This window comes from Phycisphaerae bacterium (assembly GCA_035384605.1).
Taxonomy (GTDB): Bacteria; Planctomycetota; Phycisphaerae; order UBA1845; family PWPN01; genus JAUCQB01.
In genome coordinates this window covers 1-17,038 of the sequence record DAOOIV010000108.1, presented here as the reverse complement: position 1 = coordinate 17,038, position 17,038 = coordinate 1, and the positions used below count along the sequence as shown (strand labels likewise).

The following is a 17,038-nucleotide window of genomic DNA, read 5'->3' as shown; positions in this document are numbered from 1 at the left end:
TGTCCGTTGATGCCCGTCCCGCCGACCGGCAGTTGACCAGGTGCTGACACAAAGTAGGAGGAGGTCTGCACTTGGATCTCGGCCCTCCGGCCGCTGTACACGGTCAATCGCGGAGCGTCCACTATTGAACTCCGCGAATCCAATTGGGTTGCTTTCAGGAGGAAGTCAACCTGAATGTTGTCCAGGAAGCTGCCAAACAGAGAAAACGCAGGATAGGCCTGCGGCCCGTAGCCGCCGGGGATGCCCGTCGGCCTCGGCGAGGCCAGCCCCATGGTACTGTTCAACAACGGAACGGCGGTTGTATGCCTGTCCCACCAGTTCTCAGGGCTTCCTTGAGGAACCAAACCGGCAGCTCCAAACGGTTGAACGAAACCGCCCTGTTGCGTCAGGGGCACACCCGCACTGACGGATGCCGGAAGGAACCCATACTGCGTCATCTGCCTGGTCTGCAGAAGGCCCATACCGGTAATCGGATTGACCGCCTGTTGGTAACCACCGGTGCCGCCGGTCGAGGGAACGATAGCTTGGTCAAGGCCCGCGTTGCCCTGGTTCAAAATGACGTCCAGGTCGACGCCGATCTCTTCGAGGAAGTTGTTGGTCAGGGTAATGAACCGGGCCTCCACCGCCACCTGAAGATCCCTGGCCTCGCGTAACTGCCTGAACAACTCGCGAAGTTGCCGGTGGGCACGGCGGGTATGCCGGACAATCAGGCGATCATTCCACACGTCGAGCGAACCGATGTTGCCCCCGCCTTCCTCCTCCCACGTACCCGGCTCAACGAGCTTCTGAATCAACTCTTTGAGGTTGTCTATTTGTTCCTCGCGATCATCCTCTTCCTCGTCCTCGCCGCCCGTACCCCCCGTGCCATAGCCGCCGCCGCCGCCATAGCCGCCCATGCCATAGCCGCCCATGCCACCCATGCCGTCACCGCCCATGCCGCCCATGCCATAGCCGCCCATGCCGCCCATGCCATAGCCGCCCATGCCGCCCATCATGCCGCCCATCATGCCCATGCCCATCATGCCCATACCGCCCATCATGCCCATGCCGCCCATGCCTCCCTGACCGATGGAGAGGCTGCGGATGCGCAGAAGCAAATCGCGGATGTCGTAAACACGGACCTCGGTCTTGCGGTTCAGTTCCTCCACGGTGGACACCAGAATAATGCCTTCGAGAACATCAAAGCCCAGTTCAATGTTCCCGACCACTCCGCCCGCCACATCCAGAACCATTTCCAGAGCGGTTTCGAGCTTCACGCCCCCGACATTCAAATCACCTACCTCGGCCCCGTCGGGATCGATACCCACCATCGAGAGCGTGCTCCAGTTAACATTGATGGGGATCCTTCCAACCTCCTTAAGCCGGTCGATCGCCTGCCTGAAGGTCGTACCCTGGGCAAACTGCACGTCGGGCGGCAACGGAGTGCTGAGGGCCTTGGCCGCAATCCGATCGGCTTCAGTCTCACCACCCACGCCATCCACGCCGTATGGATCGCGGCTGCTGATCAATCGCCATTGCTCTTCATCGGGAAAGGCAATGATCTTGTCGTTCTTGCCGGTCACAACCGGAGTCTTGGCCCGGTCGGCCTCCAGCAGAGCATCCTGCATCTGGTTAAGGAAGTGCTCGCGATTCCGCCTCTGGTCGTCGATCAGTCCGGCGTCTTCCATCGCTTCCAGTTGCCACTTGGCCCGCTCGTAGGTCGGATCAATAGCAATGGCTTCTCTGAGCAACTCCGCCGCCTTCTCATATTCTTTCTGTCGCTTGAGTTGCTCGGCCTGGTTGAAGAGCTCTCCGATACGCTCCATCTTCTCCTGCTCGACTCGCCACTGTCGCCGGCGATCGGTTTCGAGCGTGGCCTTCCGGTCCGCGATAGCCTTGGCCTCCAGGGCGTCCTTTTCCTCGACCTCAATGCGCCGGGCAAGCCCGTCCAACTCGCGTTTGAGGGCCTCGTAGTCTGATGGCGGGCTGGCATCCTGCCTGCCGGCATCGAGCAACTGCCCGGTGTCCGCGACGCGACGACGAGCCTCATCGTACCGTCGCTCATTGATCAAACCGCGAACCTCCCGGACGCCCTCCTGATAGAGACTTACCGTTCGCTTCCACCGAAGCAACTTGCGATTGGCCGTCTCCTCGATCAAACTGGACTTGCCTTCAACACTGCGGTGCTGCTTGACCAGTTGCAGGCCGTGGATCGCGGCGGGATGGTTCGGAACAAGCTTGAGGGCCTCTTGGAAATGTTGTTCCGCCAGGTCGTATTGGCCCTTGGCGGTCGCGTCCTCGCCGGCCTTGATTTTCACCGCAGCCTCAATACGGGCCCGTTCCTCGCGGGCCTTTCCGTAGGCATCGGCAGGCCTGGACGCCGCAGGACCCGTCGGACGAGTGCTTGGCGGCTGGGCAGCCTCGATCTTCCCGGCCAGGTCCCGCTGCTTTTTGATCAGTTCCAGGCCTTCGGCGGCCTTGCGCTTCTGGGCCTCGGTCGCATACTTGTTCTCAGTGACCGCCTGGAAGAGCTTCTCGGCGGTGTTTAAGTCGTTCCCGGCCTGCGCTGCAACCGCGTCCTCCAGGTTCTGTGTGGCCTTGACCGATTGGTTGACGGCGGTCGTGATCACTTCGGCGAGTTCGTCTCGTTGATCCCGACGATCCGCGGGGAGCTGCTCGCGATCGATTTCCAACAGCACCTCTTGAGCCTGTTGATACTTGCCTTCACGGAACAACTCGACGGCTTTGTCGAGCAGTTCACTGGGAGTGGCAGCCAGAACGGGCAAGGTCGCACAAAGACCTAGCGCCAACATCGCCATCCGCCGCATCGTGTTGGTTGCCGTTTTCACGTTTGGGTCTCCTATGCATCCCACTCGGGAGGGCACACATCACAGGTAGGTGTCAGCGACCACCTGAAGTATGGTGGTCAACGCAGGCTGCGGCAAAACCAACGCCGCATCACTTGTTGTTTCTCAGCCTTCGTCCCGCCCCGCACGGGTCTCACGCGCTGCTCGCGGCCGCGGATCAAACACAGGCCTTGTCCGGAACCGGCGCGTCTCCACTCTTCCGCCGACCGTCTGGCGGACGCACCTCGCGCGCCGCTCAGGCCGCTCAGCTTACCGCAGTCGCCTCAAGTTCGCCAGCCCTCAAACCGCAGGTCAAAAAGTCAACGAAATATAACTGAACGAAGTATCTGACCTGCGGTAAGATTCGCCGGATAAAGAGCTTAGGTCAATACTACCGCCTCCCGCGCGTCCGATCACCTCTGTCTTCTCTCTCGCGCCGGGACTCTGATCGGCGCGGCTCCTCATCCGAAAACCGCTCTCGTGGAGGTCGAACGGGAGGCTGACGCACGCGGGGCGCGATTGCCCCACCCTGGGGTTTGAAGGTCTCGCGGCGTCTGCGATCCTCGGCCATAGCGCGGAGGACCTCGGCCCTGCGGTCTGCGGATTCCGCCACGAAGTGCTCCTCGATTTGCCCTTCTGCCTTCACTAGTACCGCCGCGCCCGTCTCCTGGATGTCGTACTTGAATGCTTCCGATTTCGGGTTGCCGCTACGGCGAGCATACGGCCGCGAAGGATCGGCCGAGACCAGGATGGCGCCGTAGTCGATCTTATCTCTGGGGTTCCTGGCGGCCACGACGGGATCCCCCGGGAGCAACTCCGCTTTCGCTTTCACCCAATCGCCGCCTTTCCACTCCCACAGTTCGATGCTGATACGTTCGCCGTCCCGGGGGACCTCGGCGAGGAAGAAATGCTTGGCTGCCGGGACGGTAACCGCGTCAGACCACTCGGACCAATCTCCCTGGAGCAAGAGCTTGCCGGCATCAGCGGGATTCTCCAAACGGCTGCTCATGCCGACATATTGGTTGAACACCATGAGGCAGACCCGATACTGATATGCTTTCCCCGGTTGAACGCTGATGTCGGTGAACCACAAAGGATCGTTATCCGGACCAAGCACCTCCCTCTCCTGAGCCTGCCCAGCGCGGGCAGCCAGTCTCTCCGCTTCTTCGAAATCCCTCAGATGACGTTTCCGCAGTTCTTCTGCCGGTTTCTTCTGCGCGGGCGTTAAGTCGGTACTGGCGATAATGTCGTCGAGGATCCTTTGAGCATCGAGCCATCTCTTCTGATTGATGGCATCCTGAGCCTCCTTGAGCGCCTTTTGCAGCCTCACCGCCGGCGATGCCTGTGCGCCGCCGTCCGTCGCCGCGCCCGGGCCCGTCTTGCTTCCGGGGCGTCCCTCTTCTTCAAAGAACTGAACCCCGAATTCGGGCGCGGTCATGTCCACCTGGGTGCCATCAGCAGCAGTGAGACTTCGTGGAATCTGCCACTGGATGGTGTCATCGCTGTCCGGAGTCGGGTCCGCCAGATAAGACTGGAATTCCGGCCGGAGAATGTCGGCCTGCGTTTCCTTGCTATAGAGCATTTGACGGAGGTCTGCGGCGTACCGTTGTTCATCCTCGGGCAGAATCACGCCATCAGCCTCTGCGAGAGTGTTGAGCACGGCGCGGGCCAGGATGCGCCGGTTCATGTAAGGTTGAACCACGACGGGATCACTCCATTGACCGTTAGGCAACTGCTCGCGGCGCTCCACACGGACCTCGGCAACGATGACCTCCTGGCGATCCGAAAGATAGTTCGCCTTGGCAAACCTGTCTCGCTGGGCCTTGCGGTCGAAAACCGCCGCCCCAACCACCCAATGCAGGTCGGTCGTGACCATCAGGTCATCCGTAGCGGTGTTCACAGAAACGCCGGGCTGGTCGGTCCGGGGCGTTTGGAGCCTGGCGAACGCCTTGCCGGTCGAGAGGATCGGCCGGGTGGGTGGAAGGATCTGCACCAGGCGCACTTTGGCGCCGACCGGCGCCGAAATGAACTCGCCGGCCACTTCGGGCAGCGCCGGGCTGAGGGGCACTGCGGCTACGGGCAATTCGTTGGGCGGGGCCTTGGCCGTTTGATCCAACATCTCGTGGAGTCGCTTGGATTTCTCGGCGAGCTCCATGGGAACCTCGGAAGCCCCCTCAAGCTGCCTTCTGGCCGCCTCGGCCTGATCGGCCACCTTGCCATAGAACTCCGCCGGCTTGACTGAATCACCGGCGATTCGAACGGCGTGAGGGCTCATCAGCAGACTGGTTACCGAGACGAACAGAAGCACCGCCCCGGCCACTCCCGCGGCAATCTTCTCGACGTGCCGTTCGACGTAAGTAACATTCTGTTTTGCCATTCGTCGGACCTCCTGAACCGGCCCGGTATGTCACACGCGCGCGGTGTGTCGCGCGCCCGAGATCAATTGCGCCGACTGCGGGGACGCTCGCTTTCAAAGTCTTCGCGGTATTCGCCTCGACCTCCGCGAGGAGTTCCACGATGACCCGGGAAAGCGGCCGGCGGTCTTATTCCTGTCCCGCCGAGCCCTGCTCCGGCCTTGCCGAGTCCTCCGGCACGACCCTCGGCAATCGCATTCTTGACCGCCGTCGGCATGAACTTGTCATACGAGCTTCGCATGAAGCTCCCCTCATAAACAACCGTCATCTGCAGGACGGGGGCCGTTCCATAGATGTAGTACTCTTCCGGTGCGGGCACCACCTCGCGGAGATCGACGTTGAGAGGCGTGTAGAAACCCGCCTTGGAAATCGCATCCAGCACATCAAGCAGACGTCGTGCGTCAACCACCATGTCCAAGTGAAATCGCACGACATCGACGGTCTCGCTCGAAACGCGCTTCGTAAATACGGCAGTGGGTCCCGCCGTGAGCAACTCCGCGCCGGTTCCGCCTCCGCCACCCCCCATCGGTCCTCCGCGAAGAGCTGAGCCGCCACCCTCAGCATCGCCGGCTGCTCCTCGGGGGACGTAATTGCCCATTGTGAACTTGATCAGGCGTTTGACCGGAAGATAAGCGACCCACCTTGCTTCCTCCGGTAACTCCTTGGCAGAAGCCTCGTTGAGTCCGCCGAGGGCCCGGAAGATGTCCTCCTGTATCCACAGGGCAACCTGGGCATACCACAGATCTTCGATCGGCGGCGTACCGCCGACCGTCTTGACCTCCGCGGTCCGATCATCAAGGCTCTGCTCGCTTGCGTAGCAATACACCTGCTTCGCCCTGTCAACCGCATAGGCCATCCGCAGTCTGCGGCTCGCATCCTGATCCGCGCTCGTCCCAGTCTGGCCGAGGGCACCCGCTCTGGGAGCTGTCGGCGCGGTCAGCACCTCGCTCGGCCGGCCCCCCCCTGCGACGCCCAATTCCTTTTCAATCTTGTCCTGCTTCGCCTTGATCTCCTGCTCGTATTCCGTGAACTCCTCCGCCGTGGGCTGGTCCTTGGCCTTCAACAGTTGAAGCAGGGATTTCGGCTGGTATTTGTCCTGGAAGCGGAAAATCGCGGCCTGTCGCTGGGAGTCCGTGATATTGTCAGCAAAAACCTGGTCATCCAGCGGCGTGTACTGCTTGGCTTCCTGGTACTTGCGGAAGTAGTCCGCGAGCCGAGCCGCGTCCTCCTGCTGTTGTTTCCGAGCCGCGTCAATCACCTTTGGATTCACGCGTTTGATACCCTGTAGCTTGGTCAGCTCCCGAGCGTCGGTTTCGAGATCCGCCCCCACCGAGCTCATCACGTAACCGAGTACCAGCCCGGTCAACGACAACAGGCTGACTGAGGCCACGATCACGATCACCAGATGAGATTTGATCCACTGCATGATCCAGTCTCCACTGTCTCTGCCGAGGCACCGACCGGCTCACCTTGTCCGATCGCGCTGGTCGGACCGGCAAAGCCCATTAGGGTCCCCAAAACCGCCGGCTACATCCCCGCCTCGGGCTCCGGCTGACCGCCGGTGCCATCCGGCACGGGCGACGCCGGCGGCTGGTCGGGTTTCTTTCCGAGAACCACTGCCATGGTACCGGCGTATTCCCAGTCCTCCCTCATCGATTCGCCCGTGACCGGATCGAGGAGCGCTTCAACGGTCGGTTGGCCCCCGGCCGTAGGTGCTCTGCTGACGCCTGAGCCCATGCCGCCGACCGAACCCAGAATACCGCCATCTTTGAGCTGAGCGCGCTGGGGCACGCGCACCTTCGCAACGTAGGCAACCTCCGGGACAACCCCTTCTCTCAACTTCACGAGAAACTCATCGTTGATGTACCCGAACTGCTGCTGGTTGGGGGATCGAATGACGAAATTGATGAGGAACCCCTCGAGGTTTGCCTGTACCGGCTCGGCCGCCGCATCGGTCGCGCTTGGGTCCGGCATGTAACCGGATGTAGGCGGCCTCATCCCCGATTTATCCTCCCCGAGGGCCTTGAACTCCGTCAGCACATCGGGCGAGTATTGCGAAGTAAGACTGAGAATGTAAATCTCCCTCCTCTTCGATCGCTCGTACTTCGGATCGCTCTGTACCAGCTTCTTGACCGCCTCGGGACCCTGTTCCAGCGCCTGCTTCATCACCGGATCCGGCTGGGGCAAAGCGCTGTGAATCATGTAGAGAATATTCGGCCAGACCGCCTCATTGACTTCGAGTTTGACCATGTCCTCCGCCTGCGTGGCCCTCGCATCATTCTTGCCGGCAATCGCGGTGAGGACCTCGTTGAAGTGATCGGCGACCGCTGCGATCTCTCTGGCCCTGCCCATGGGCGATTGAGCCGTGAAACTGCCTTTCAAAACGGCTTCGGCGGCCGGGTCGGGCAGCGGGTTCTCGCGATCCTTGTCATTCGGGTCGTACTGCACTTGAAAGCTGGGCGCCGGCTCGCTGCCGCGTCCGGCCGAAACCGCGCCGGCATCGGCGAGATTCCGGCCCCAGACGATGGCCGCCGACAACGCCAACGCCGCCGCCGCGCCGTAGAACCAAGGCGTCTTGCGCCGCCAGACGACCTGCTTGGCGATTTCCGTGGGCAACAGATTACTGGTGATCTGAGAAAGACCCAGCCCTTGCAGAGCCAGGCCGTAGGCCACGCCGTAACTGAGCAGGTTCTCAGTCAAAACGGCGGCATTGGAAACATTGCCGACCGCCAGCTTGTTGAAGGAGGCAGGCCTGAACACGTCCATGCCAAGGTTCTGCTGTATGAACTTCACCATGCCGGGCAGTTTGAAGGCGTTACCCATCGCAATGATCTTGCTCAACCGCACGCCGCGCCGGGAGGAGGTGAAGAAACCGATCGATCGCTGAATCTCTGCGACCAGATCAGCAAAAACCGGCCTCATCGCCTGGAAGATCTGCCGGGCATACTTGTGCTTCTGGGCCTCGCGTTTCAGTCGCTCGGCCTTACCAAATGACAATTTGAAGGTCTTGAGCAGGACCTCCGTAAAAGCATTGCCCCCTATGGGAATGTTGCGCGTCCACAGACTCCTACCCTCAACCACCACGATCAGGTCGGTGTTCTGCGTGCCGACGTCGAGGATGCAGACGGGCTCATCCGTGCAGATGCCGTCGTACCGCAAAGCGTTGTACAACGCGAGGGGCGACGACTGGACCACCGCCGGTTCGAGGTTGATGCCGGTCAAATACTGGAGCTGCTCTCGGAGCAGATCTCGCCGCATCGCGAAAATGCCCACTTCGATCTCGCCCGACTTGGGATCCTCGAACACCTGGTAGTCCCAGACAACCTCGTCCATGTCGAAGGGGATCTGCTGCTGGGCCTCAAAGTGCACCAACTCGGGAATCTTCCGCTTGTTCTCGAGCGGCGGCAATTTGGTGAACCGGGCAAGGGTGTGCTGTCCGGGAACAGACACAACAAGAATCTCCTTGCTCAGGTCGTGTTGTTCGGTGAGTTTCTTCATCGCCTCGGCGATGAGAGCGGGCCGGTCGGCATCCGGATGCGACAGAATGCGCGAATGCTCGACATAGACGTGATCGAGGACTTCGACCTTCTCCTTGTCCTCGGTCGGACGAAGGCAGATGGCCTTCAGGGCACACTGGCCCAGGTCAATCCCCCACACCGGTCTGTTGGCTGCCATCGGCTTCTCCTTGTAGTCCGCCGGTCGCCCGATCGGGACCGCCGCGGCTCGCCTGGGATCCTGTTTTCCACTTGTCGAAAACCATCAACTCGGCCATCGGAGCGGACTGCGTCGCCCATCACCCGGACGATCGCAATCCTCAGGGAGCTATCAGCTCGGTTGGCGTGACCTCGTCTTGAAAACGCGTCGCAGGCAGACGGCCCTCGCTAGGGTTCACGTCTACTAGAGTATTCAGAGGTGGCGGCTCTATGTCAAGCTGGACACGGAAGAGCGCCCTCGCGAAAGCGTGATAGTTCAAGCGGCTCTTTGTCAACCGCGACGGTGAAAAGCCGCCCCCTGAGGAAGACCGTCAGGGAACTTCCCGAAAAACAGAGTCGCCTCGCCGGGAATCCTCCAGGAGGGCTTGGACATCGGAAGGCCGCCGACGGGTTTCGAAGATCTTCAAATAACGATCGTCCCGCGTGGCCTTGAGCCAACCTGTCAATGTGGTGCTCCCCTCAAAGATAAGCTCGACCCGAAGTTCCCGGCGTGCATCGGGAGCCGAACCCTTGCCTTTCATGCTGACCTGAGCCGCCTTCAGAAACTCCAAACCGGCATTTCGCCCCTGGGTCTGGATCAGGAACCCGCAAACCCCCTGCGCGGCTCCGGCCGGCTGCGTCTGAGGCGGAAGGTCCATGGGCACGCGCAAGTAAAGCAGGTACGTCGGACGCCCGGAGACCGCCCCGGGTAGCGGAAACTCGGCTAAGAAACGAGCCACCCCATCCCCAGGGGCCCAGCGGACAAGGTTGGTCTGCAGGCAAATGTCCTGCTCGGCCCCAGCATATTGCGGCTGGAGAAGCCGCACCTGCGCCGCCGGGCCACAACCCGCCAACCCCGCGGTCATCGCCCATGTGAATCCGATCGTGAACAATCGAAGCAACATGGGTACTCCTCCGAAGTCGCGGGGTTCCTCGCCCCAACCTCGACCCTCAGCCGGGCGCCCGGCCGACGCTGTGACCCGCTGGAATCCGTGCCGACGTCAATAGGCCGCAACAATCTCCTGCCGACCTTCAACAGACCCGGGAATGATCACCCATTCCTTGGCAACGTCGATCTTGTCGTAGGGCAAGCCATTAACGCTGACCGTCCTGATTGGTTTACCGTCCGGATGGCGGAATCGCAAGTAGATATTCCTCGGCCGGTTGCGCGTCGGAGGATCGACCACCGCCCTGATCCGGCCTTGCGAGGCTTCGGAGCTCAGGCGGAACGATAGCGGCCCGAAGTAAGACGGAGCCCTTTCCATCCCCACGCTCTTGCCGTCGGCCGACCAGTACCGGGGGATGGCCTGGCCCAGAATCAGGTCCTCGCCGTCTTCATGAACAAACATGAGACGCAACCAGTAGGTCGACTGGGCTTCATCAGAGGACTTGAAGTGGTCGCCGGCCGGGTAGCCCAGCTCGGGCAGCGAGTGCTCGTTGCACATCCGGATCTCCGGGTAATACGCCGAAGCAAGGCTGTTGAAGTACGTCCGTACAAAATGCTTGATCTCGTCCCGATATAGATAGGGCAACGGGCCGCCGAGCAGATTGGCCTGCATAGAAAAGCCGCCCCGCGAGAACCAGAAGCTGTTGAAAACCGGAATCGCATAACCATAGGTATCCGAGATATAGAGGTTGTCTTCGAAATCTTTGAGGATCCAGCCCGCCTGTGGCGAATGCGGCTCTATCAGTCCGGTAATCAGCAAGTGGATCGAGCCTTCGAGCGTCTCCCTCAACCAGCCGTGACATCTGCCGCGCTCGTACAGCCGGGACGGGTACTTCGGAACGTACGTCCCGTCTCGCAACTGCACTACCGGGCAGCGGATCCGGGCCTCCTCCATCGCCCGCATGAAGTCCTCGTGATAGGCCTTCGCATCCGCCTGGAGTCGGGCAGCCTCCGGATGACCGAAATCGGCCAGGGCGGCCGCCAGGGCATCGAACCCCCAGACCGTGCAGGCGTTGGTGACCATCCAGTACCAGTAGTCGGTCACATCCTCGAGCGAGCCGGCAGGCAGCCAGCCGTACTCGATGGGCCTGGAACCGTCGGCATTTGTTCTCATCGTCGCCCGCCGTTCGCGAGTGACCCAGTCGCATGAGGCAATCAGTTTGGGAGCGGCTTTCTCCATCCAGACCCGATCGCGGGTGTTTTTCCAGTGCTCGGCCATGTTCCACATGACCCAGCCGTGGCTCTTGTTATAGCCGCCGGTGTCGTGACCGCCGGACCCGTAAAAAAGGCCCTCCTTGGACTTGAAGTTGCCCGGCATCTGCACCGTCCCCTGGTATTCCAGGAACGAATCAAGGCACCGCCGGGCCTCGTCATGGTAACCACGACGGTCCAGATCGCTGATCATCATGCACGACTCGTCCGGGTAGACGCCGTATGAAAAGGTCCCCACATGGGCGTGGAGCCGGTCCGAGCCAACTTCCTTGTAGCAGTTGACGAGCAGGTGGCGGACGTGGGACTTGTAGAAATCATTGATGGCCGGCTCGGGTGTCTCGATCTGCGCGCCTCGGGCCGTGATTGCCCGCCAGTACTCGCAGATCCGTTTGCTGTCGGCATCAAAGTCCCTTCCGCGCAACGCCGCAATCTCTGCCTCTTCTGTCAGCGTCACCGATGGCACGAGGCAGTAGATCTCGTGCGCCTGACCGGGCCTCAGTTCCATCTTCCAACGGATGCGCGGTCCTTCTTGCGAAGCAATACCTTTATCACCGCTGATTATGAGAAACCGAAAACGCTCTTTGTCGCCGCTCTTGGCAAATAGTTGGTCACCCCTCAGTATCAGCGTCTCGGGCGCGTCGCCGCCGTGCGTACCAAACAACAGGCGGGCAATGCCAGTGCCGTCTTTGCCGGTGTTTACCATCCGGATGCGAACCAGCAACACCGTCGGATCATCGAGGGCAATCGTCTCCAGGCCGCCGTTCAGCTTGTCCAGAATGGCGCTCTGTTCATAGTGAACGTCGCCGTCCTGCCACCAGGTTCTCAGCAGGGGCAGATAACCCTCCTTGAGCTCCCGCTTGGCCTCAAAACCGCCTTGCGGCAGACCGAAGTCCACATGGAGTATCTCTCCGTCCCACAGCTTGCGATCCGTGTCCTTCGGACTCTTCGGCACATTGAACCACTGCCGACGCCCGGTGATCCGCAGGCTGCCGTCGGGCAACTGGTGCATGGCGTTGCGGTTGCCGGGCAGGCCGTGCACGAAGTACAGCGGACGCTTGAGGGGCATATCGTTCCAGGCACGTTGCCAGGTCTGCTCAGGTTCGTCGAAAACGCGATCATAGACCGTACGGCCGGGAAACTCCTTGCGGGCCCGGCGGTAGCCCTCCAAGGTGATTCCGTCATCGGCCCTCACCACGAGCACGCCCAGATCGTCAACCAGGATTCTGTGGCCTCGGGCGACCTCATCGGCGGCAAAAGAAAAAGGACGGTTGCCGGATCGGAGCGTGACAATTGTGCGGTCATAACGTGGATCAACCGGGTCGACGGCCATCATAAGACCGAATTCAAGACTGCCTTCGGCGCCGCCCCGAAGGGCCCAGGTATGAGCCGGTTCAACCCTGGCCGCACCCAGAGCACCAACGGAGGTCACTGCTCCATTGAAAACCTCGATCGTCCCGGCATCATCCTTGTCGACGCTGATCCTCGGATCGGCGGGCTTGCCGAACATCACCCGGACCCTCACCGGCTGACAAACCGCATCCGTAATAGCCCGGATTTCCATCGAGGCCGGGAGCCTCTCTTCGCTCAATAACCGCACCTTCAGTGTCTTGCGGTAGCCCACGCCGGGCCGGCCCATACCGGTGTATTCCTTGTTACCGGTCGGGTTGAAAGTGAAGGTCCACAAACCACCCTTCACATCCAGGTGCGCGTCGGCATCGCGCCACTGGCCGTTGGTCCAGTCGTCCATGCGGTCCCAACCGGCGCCGCCGGCACCGGTCTCCGCACGGATCGGGTCAGGTCTGCCGTCCCAGGTGTTGTGCCAATACTGGAGCTTGACCTTCTCGGGCGGGGGAGCCTTCTCACCGAAGTCCGTTACGACGCGCCGCAGCTTCCGCGGTTCGCCCCAGCGAAGACCGATCGCCTTGCCGTCGGGTTCGGCATCCCTGAACGCGTACGGCGCGGCATCAAACGGATCGCCTGGTTGGCACTGCGTCATCTGCACCGCTCCATGAGATAGGCCCGTTCCACACACCAGAAGAATCCACAGACAAACCGCCGTCGGTATCAACCGGTCCGCTTCACGCCTGCACGGCATAAGCATGCCTCCTTGTGGTGTAGCCTGTTTTATGCTCCAGATCCAAGAGCGCGGAGAGTATACCCCCCAGTTGCATAAGAATCCACATGCAGACGCGCAGAGAAGCATGTTGTTCATGCGCGATGTTTTATCCCGGCGGGCGATCGGCCGGACGCATGCCGGCGAGCTGCGCAGCCCTCAGGGCTTGCTGCTGTTGCTGCACCAACTCGATTGCCCGGCGCTTGGGGCGGGCGTGTTTTTCGCCTGAATAGTCCGAGGCCTGAAGATGAGCGATGAAGTTGGAAATCATTCCGCTGGTGCGCCGGCAGAGATCGTGCAATCGCTCGTGCTCGACGGCCTGCAGGTACCCCTGGTCCAGCGCGATCTGGAGCTGCGCCCGGACTTCTCCGGACGAGCCCTTGGCAACATACAGATACTGAACGAATTCGGTGGTTGTGCCGCGCTCGAAACCCTCGGCGATGTTGGACATGATCGACACCGACGCACGCCGGATCTGGTCGACCAGGCCGCGATCACGAGAAAACAACGGCCCGCGTGTGAGGGCATACACGGCGTTGGTCAACTCCCTGGCCCGCTGGTATACGTGCAGCTCCTCAAACGACTCGGCCGCTTTACCTCTCATGATGGTCCCTTTCTGCGAAATCCGACGGCGTCTATGAAATCCGGCACCTTCTGCGGAATCCGACGGCGTCTGTGAAAGCCGGCGGCGGCAGGAAGGCCCTCATCCGTCAGACGCCTGCCATCAATCCCGACTTCCCCCTTCACACCCTTCTCACCCTTCACACCCTTCCCACCCTTCACACCCTTCCCACCCTTCACACCCTTCCCACCCTTCTCACCCTTCATACCCTTCACACAGCATTCACCCTTCTCCCCCGCATCACCCCTGCAGCCATTCTCTCCCGCTCAAACTCGCAGCGTTCTCTGCTTCGGGTCCTTGCGTCCCCTGCACTCTGCCTGCTTGCCCGACGGGCGATGGTACTCTTCGCGTGTTGCTGATCAATTGGCAAACTATCGAGTTTGCGCCACACAGGCTGCTGGAGCCGTTATCGAGTCGCCGCAAATGTCGCGGACAGCTCTCTTTCGGCGACCGCGGGCATCGTGGTCGGAGCAGGCAAGGGGGCCAAGCCCAGGCAGATCTGGAACCACTGCGTGTTGTCCATGATCCCGGTCACGCGGTGAGCGTTGACGCCCCAGGCATAGGCCGGTACGTGTACCGGCGTGTGGCCTTTGGTCGACCATGTGACAGTGGGGAGTGTGCCTTTGCCGTTGCCGCAGACGACCTTCAGGCCGCCCGTCTCGTGATCGGCGGTAACGATAACCAGCGTATCGCGACGTTCGCCGATGTGCTCCATCACCACCTCAGCCGTGCGGGCGAACTCGATGGTCTCGTACACGTTCCGTTCGAGGTCGTTGCCGTGACCGGCGTGATCGATCTTCCCGCCCTCGATCATCAGGAAGAAGCCCTGCGGGTTCTTGCTCAGAATCCGCAGCGCGACGCGGGACATTTCTGAGAGGCGTGGGAGGCGGTCGTATTCGAGGTGTTTCTTGGTGAAGTAGTCGTACTCGTAAGGCATGTGGCCTTCGCCGAACAAGCCGGCCACATGTGTCACGGACTCCGTGTCCAACTCTTCCAGGCCCGGCCGATCAGTCACGACGGTGTAACCGGCCGCCAGGACGGCATCGCCTTTAAGCGTCCCGCCGCCGCCAAAAAGTACATTGGGCCGCGTCTGGTTGAGATAGCATTCCGCAATATCAGGATTCTTGCCGCGGTCCATCGTGTGAGCCGCAAAACAGGCCGGCGTGGCATGAGTGATCTCAGTAGTGGTCACCAGCCCGGTGCTGCGGCCCATGGCGGCGAAACGCTCCAGGATCGTCTCCAGCGGGCGGCCATCACCGGGAATTGCCTGGCTGATCACGCCATTGTTGACCTTGTGGCCGGTGGCCATGGCTGTGGCCGAAGCGGCCGAGTCGGTAACCTCGGAACTTGCTGAATAGGTGGAGACCTCGGCCTGATGGGACCAGGACTCGAACGACAGCGCGCCCTCCTTGCCGTTGAGAAACAAGCTGGCCGCCTTCACCTGCTCGAAACCCATGCCGTCGCCGATCAGGAAAACAACGCTCGTCGGTGCGGACAAGACACGCGGCGTGGGCGGTGCCGTCGGGACGAACAGGAAAAGCAGTCCAATAGCAACAAGGACGGCCAGTGCTCCGAGAACCACAAACCTGTAAGACCTCATGCGCATCATCTCCGCGAGCAACGAATAACCCGGCACGGCCACCTCGGCGCGCGGGCACCCCCTGGGAGGCTGTCAGACAGGTTGATTCTAGCCGCGCGCGGTCGCACAATCACGCGCGATCAGGGTGCGCAGTCCGGATTGGCGGGGACGCCCGAACCGCTCAGGCAGCCGAGGAAGACGCTCAGCTCAGCCTGATCGACGTCGCTGTCACCATGGCCATTGAAGATTGGTACCCCCTTCAACATGACCGACTGCCCTCTGTCCAGCAGTAGAGCCACTGGTGCGCGCCCTTCAACCCGACTGCAACCCCCGGTATGGTTTGCGTCATGAACGCCATCATCATCAGCATCGGCAGCGAGTTAACTTTCGGCCAGACCGTCGACACCAACAGCCCCTGGCTGTCCCGGCGGCTGGCGGAGGTGGGGGTACGCGTGATCGCCCACGTCACCGTGGCCGACGAGATGGAGCCCATCCGGCGGGAAATCGCTCGGGCGTGCGAGCTGGCCGACATCGTGCTGATCAGCGGCGGGCTGGGACCGACCGAAGACGACCTGACGCGCCAGGCCTTGGCGGCGGTGATGGGGGTCGAACTGCGGCTGCGGCCGGAGTTCCTGGACGAGATCCGCGACTTCTTCACCCGTCGAAACCGCGAGATGCCGGAGTCGAACCGGATCCAGGCGATGTTCCCGGCCGGCAGCGAACCGATCCACAACACCTGCGGAACCGCTCCGGGAATCCGGGCGTCGATCGGCAAGGCGACAGTTTTCGCGATGCCCGGCGTGCCCCGCGAGATGCAGGTCATGTACGAGCGCGACGTCTTGCCGCACCTGCGGGCCGCCACCGGTCAGGGCGTCCTGCTGGCCAGGACAATCCTGACCTTCGGGGTGGGCGAGTCAGACGTCGGCGACAAGATTCGTGACCTGATGCAGCGGGGTCGCAACCCGACCGTGGGAACGACCGCCCAGCAGCTCATCATCGGCATCCGTATCCATGCACACGGCGAGACACGCGAGGCGGCTCAGTCGCTGCTTGATGCGACCGCGGCGGACGTCCGCGCGCGATTCGGCACATTCGTGTTCGGCGAAGACAACGACACGCTATGGAGCGCTGTCGTTCGGCTGCTGATCGAACAGGGCAAAACCGTCTCGACGGCCGAGTCGTGTACCGGCGGGCTGATCGCCAAGAGCCTGACCGACGTGGCAGGCAGCAGCGCGTGCTTCATCGAAGGTGTGGTCACTTACTCAAATGCCGCCAAGACGCGGCTGCTGGGTGTGCCCGCAGACGTAATTGCACGTCACGGAGCCGTGAGCCGGCCGGTTGCTGAAGCGATGGCCGTCAACTGCCGCCGGCTGAGCGGCTCCGACTACGCCATCAGCGTCACCGGCATCGCCGGCCCCGCCGGTGGCACCCCCGACAAACCCGTCGGGCTTGTCTACATCGGCCTGGCCGACGCGTCCGGCTGCGAAGTGACCGAGCATCGCATCGGTGATTTCCTCACCCGCGAGGAAATCCGCGACCGCACCCGGAAGATCGCCCTCAATCGCCTGAGGCTGCGGCTGTTAGCCCAAGTTGAACACTTTCGAGGCAAGAATGGCCTTGGCGATAGCGCCAGGG

General features: G+C 61.6%; 10 protein-coding genes. 1 reads left to right on the top strand and 9 read right to left on the bottom strand.

All coding sequences use genetic code 11. From position 1 onward, the window contains the following. The 9 genes from PLL20_17950 to PLL20_17910 form a co-directional block, all read right to left on the bottom strand. The coding region (locus PLL20_17950) for a hypothetical protein (GenBank protein ID HPD31880.1) at nucleotides 1-2,828 on the bottom strand (2,828 nt) is incomplete at its 3' end. Between the two features lie 388 nt (nucleotides 2,829-3,216). Further along, entirely contained in the window at nucleotides 3,217-5,202 is a 1,986-nt protein-coding gene (locus tag PLL20_17945; GenBank protein ID HPD31879.1) for a hypothetical protein, read from the bottom strand. Nucleotides 5,203-5,264: 62 nt separating this feature from the next. Beyond that, a complete protein-coding gene (locus PLL20_17940; protein ID HPD31878.1) occupies nucleotides 5,265-6,665 on the bottom strand; it encodes a hypothetical protein in 1,401 nt (466 codons plus the stop codon). Between the two features lie 101 nt (nucleotides 6,666-6,766). Further along, the gene (pilM, locus tag PLL20_17935; protein ID HPD31877.1) at nucleotides 6,767-8,914 is read right to left on the bottom strand and encodes a type IV pilus assembly protein PilM; all 2,148 of its coding nucleotides are present in this window, start codon (nucleotides 8,912-8,914) and stop codon (nucleotides 6,767-6,769) included. A gap of 349 nt (nucleotides 8,915-9,263) precedes the next feature. Beyond that, the gene (locus PLL20_17930) at nucleotides 9,264-9,836 is read right to left on the bottom strand and encodes a hypothetical protein (protein ID HPD31876.1); all 573 of its coding nucleotides are present in this window, start codon (nucleotides 9,834-9,836) and stop codon (nucleotides 9,264-9,266) included. A 96-nt stretch (nucleotides 9,837-9,932) separates the two neighbouring features. Beyond that, entirely contained in the window at nucleotides 9,933-13,184 is a 3,252-nt protein-coding gene (locus PLL20_17925; protein HPD31875.1) for a hypothetical protein, read from the bottom strand. A 127-nt stretch (nucleotides 13,185-13,311) separates the two neighbouring features. Next, nucleotides 13,312-13,806 (bottom strand): four helix bundle protein, encoded by a 495-nt coding sequence (locus tag PLL20_17920; protein HPD31874.1) that lies wholly within the window; start codon nucleotides 13,804-13,806, stop codon nucleotides 13,312-13,314. Next, complete coding sequence (locus PLL20_17915) at nucleotides 13,803-14,039, bottom strand: hypothetical protein (protein ID HPD31873.1); 237 nt, start codon at nucleotides 14,037-14,039, stop codon at nucleotides 13,803-13,805. Before PLL20_17915 ends, PLL20_17920 begins: the two co-directional genes overlap by 4 nt. Nucleotides 14,040-14,230: 191 nt before the next feature. Further along, nucleotides 14,231-15,424 carry an alkaline phosphatase gene (locus PLL20_17910; GenBank protein HPD31872.1) on the bottom strand — a complete coding sequence of 398 codons (1,194 nt, stop codon included), beginning with the start codon at nucleotides 15,422-15,424 and terminating at the stop codon, nucleotides 14,231-14,233. 326 nt (nucleotides 15,425-15,750) lie between these two features. Here PLL20_17910 and PLL20_17905 point away from each other — a divergent pair. Next, the coding region (locus PLL20_17905; GenBank protein HPD31871.1) for a competence/damage-inducible protein A at nucleotides 15,751-17,038 on the top strand (1,288 nt) is incomplete at its 3' end.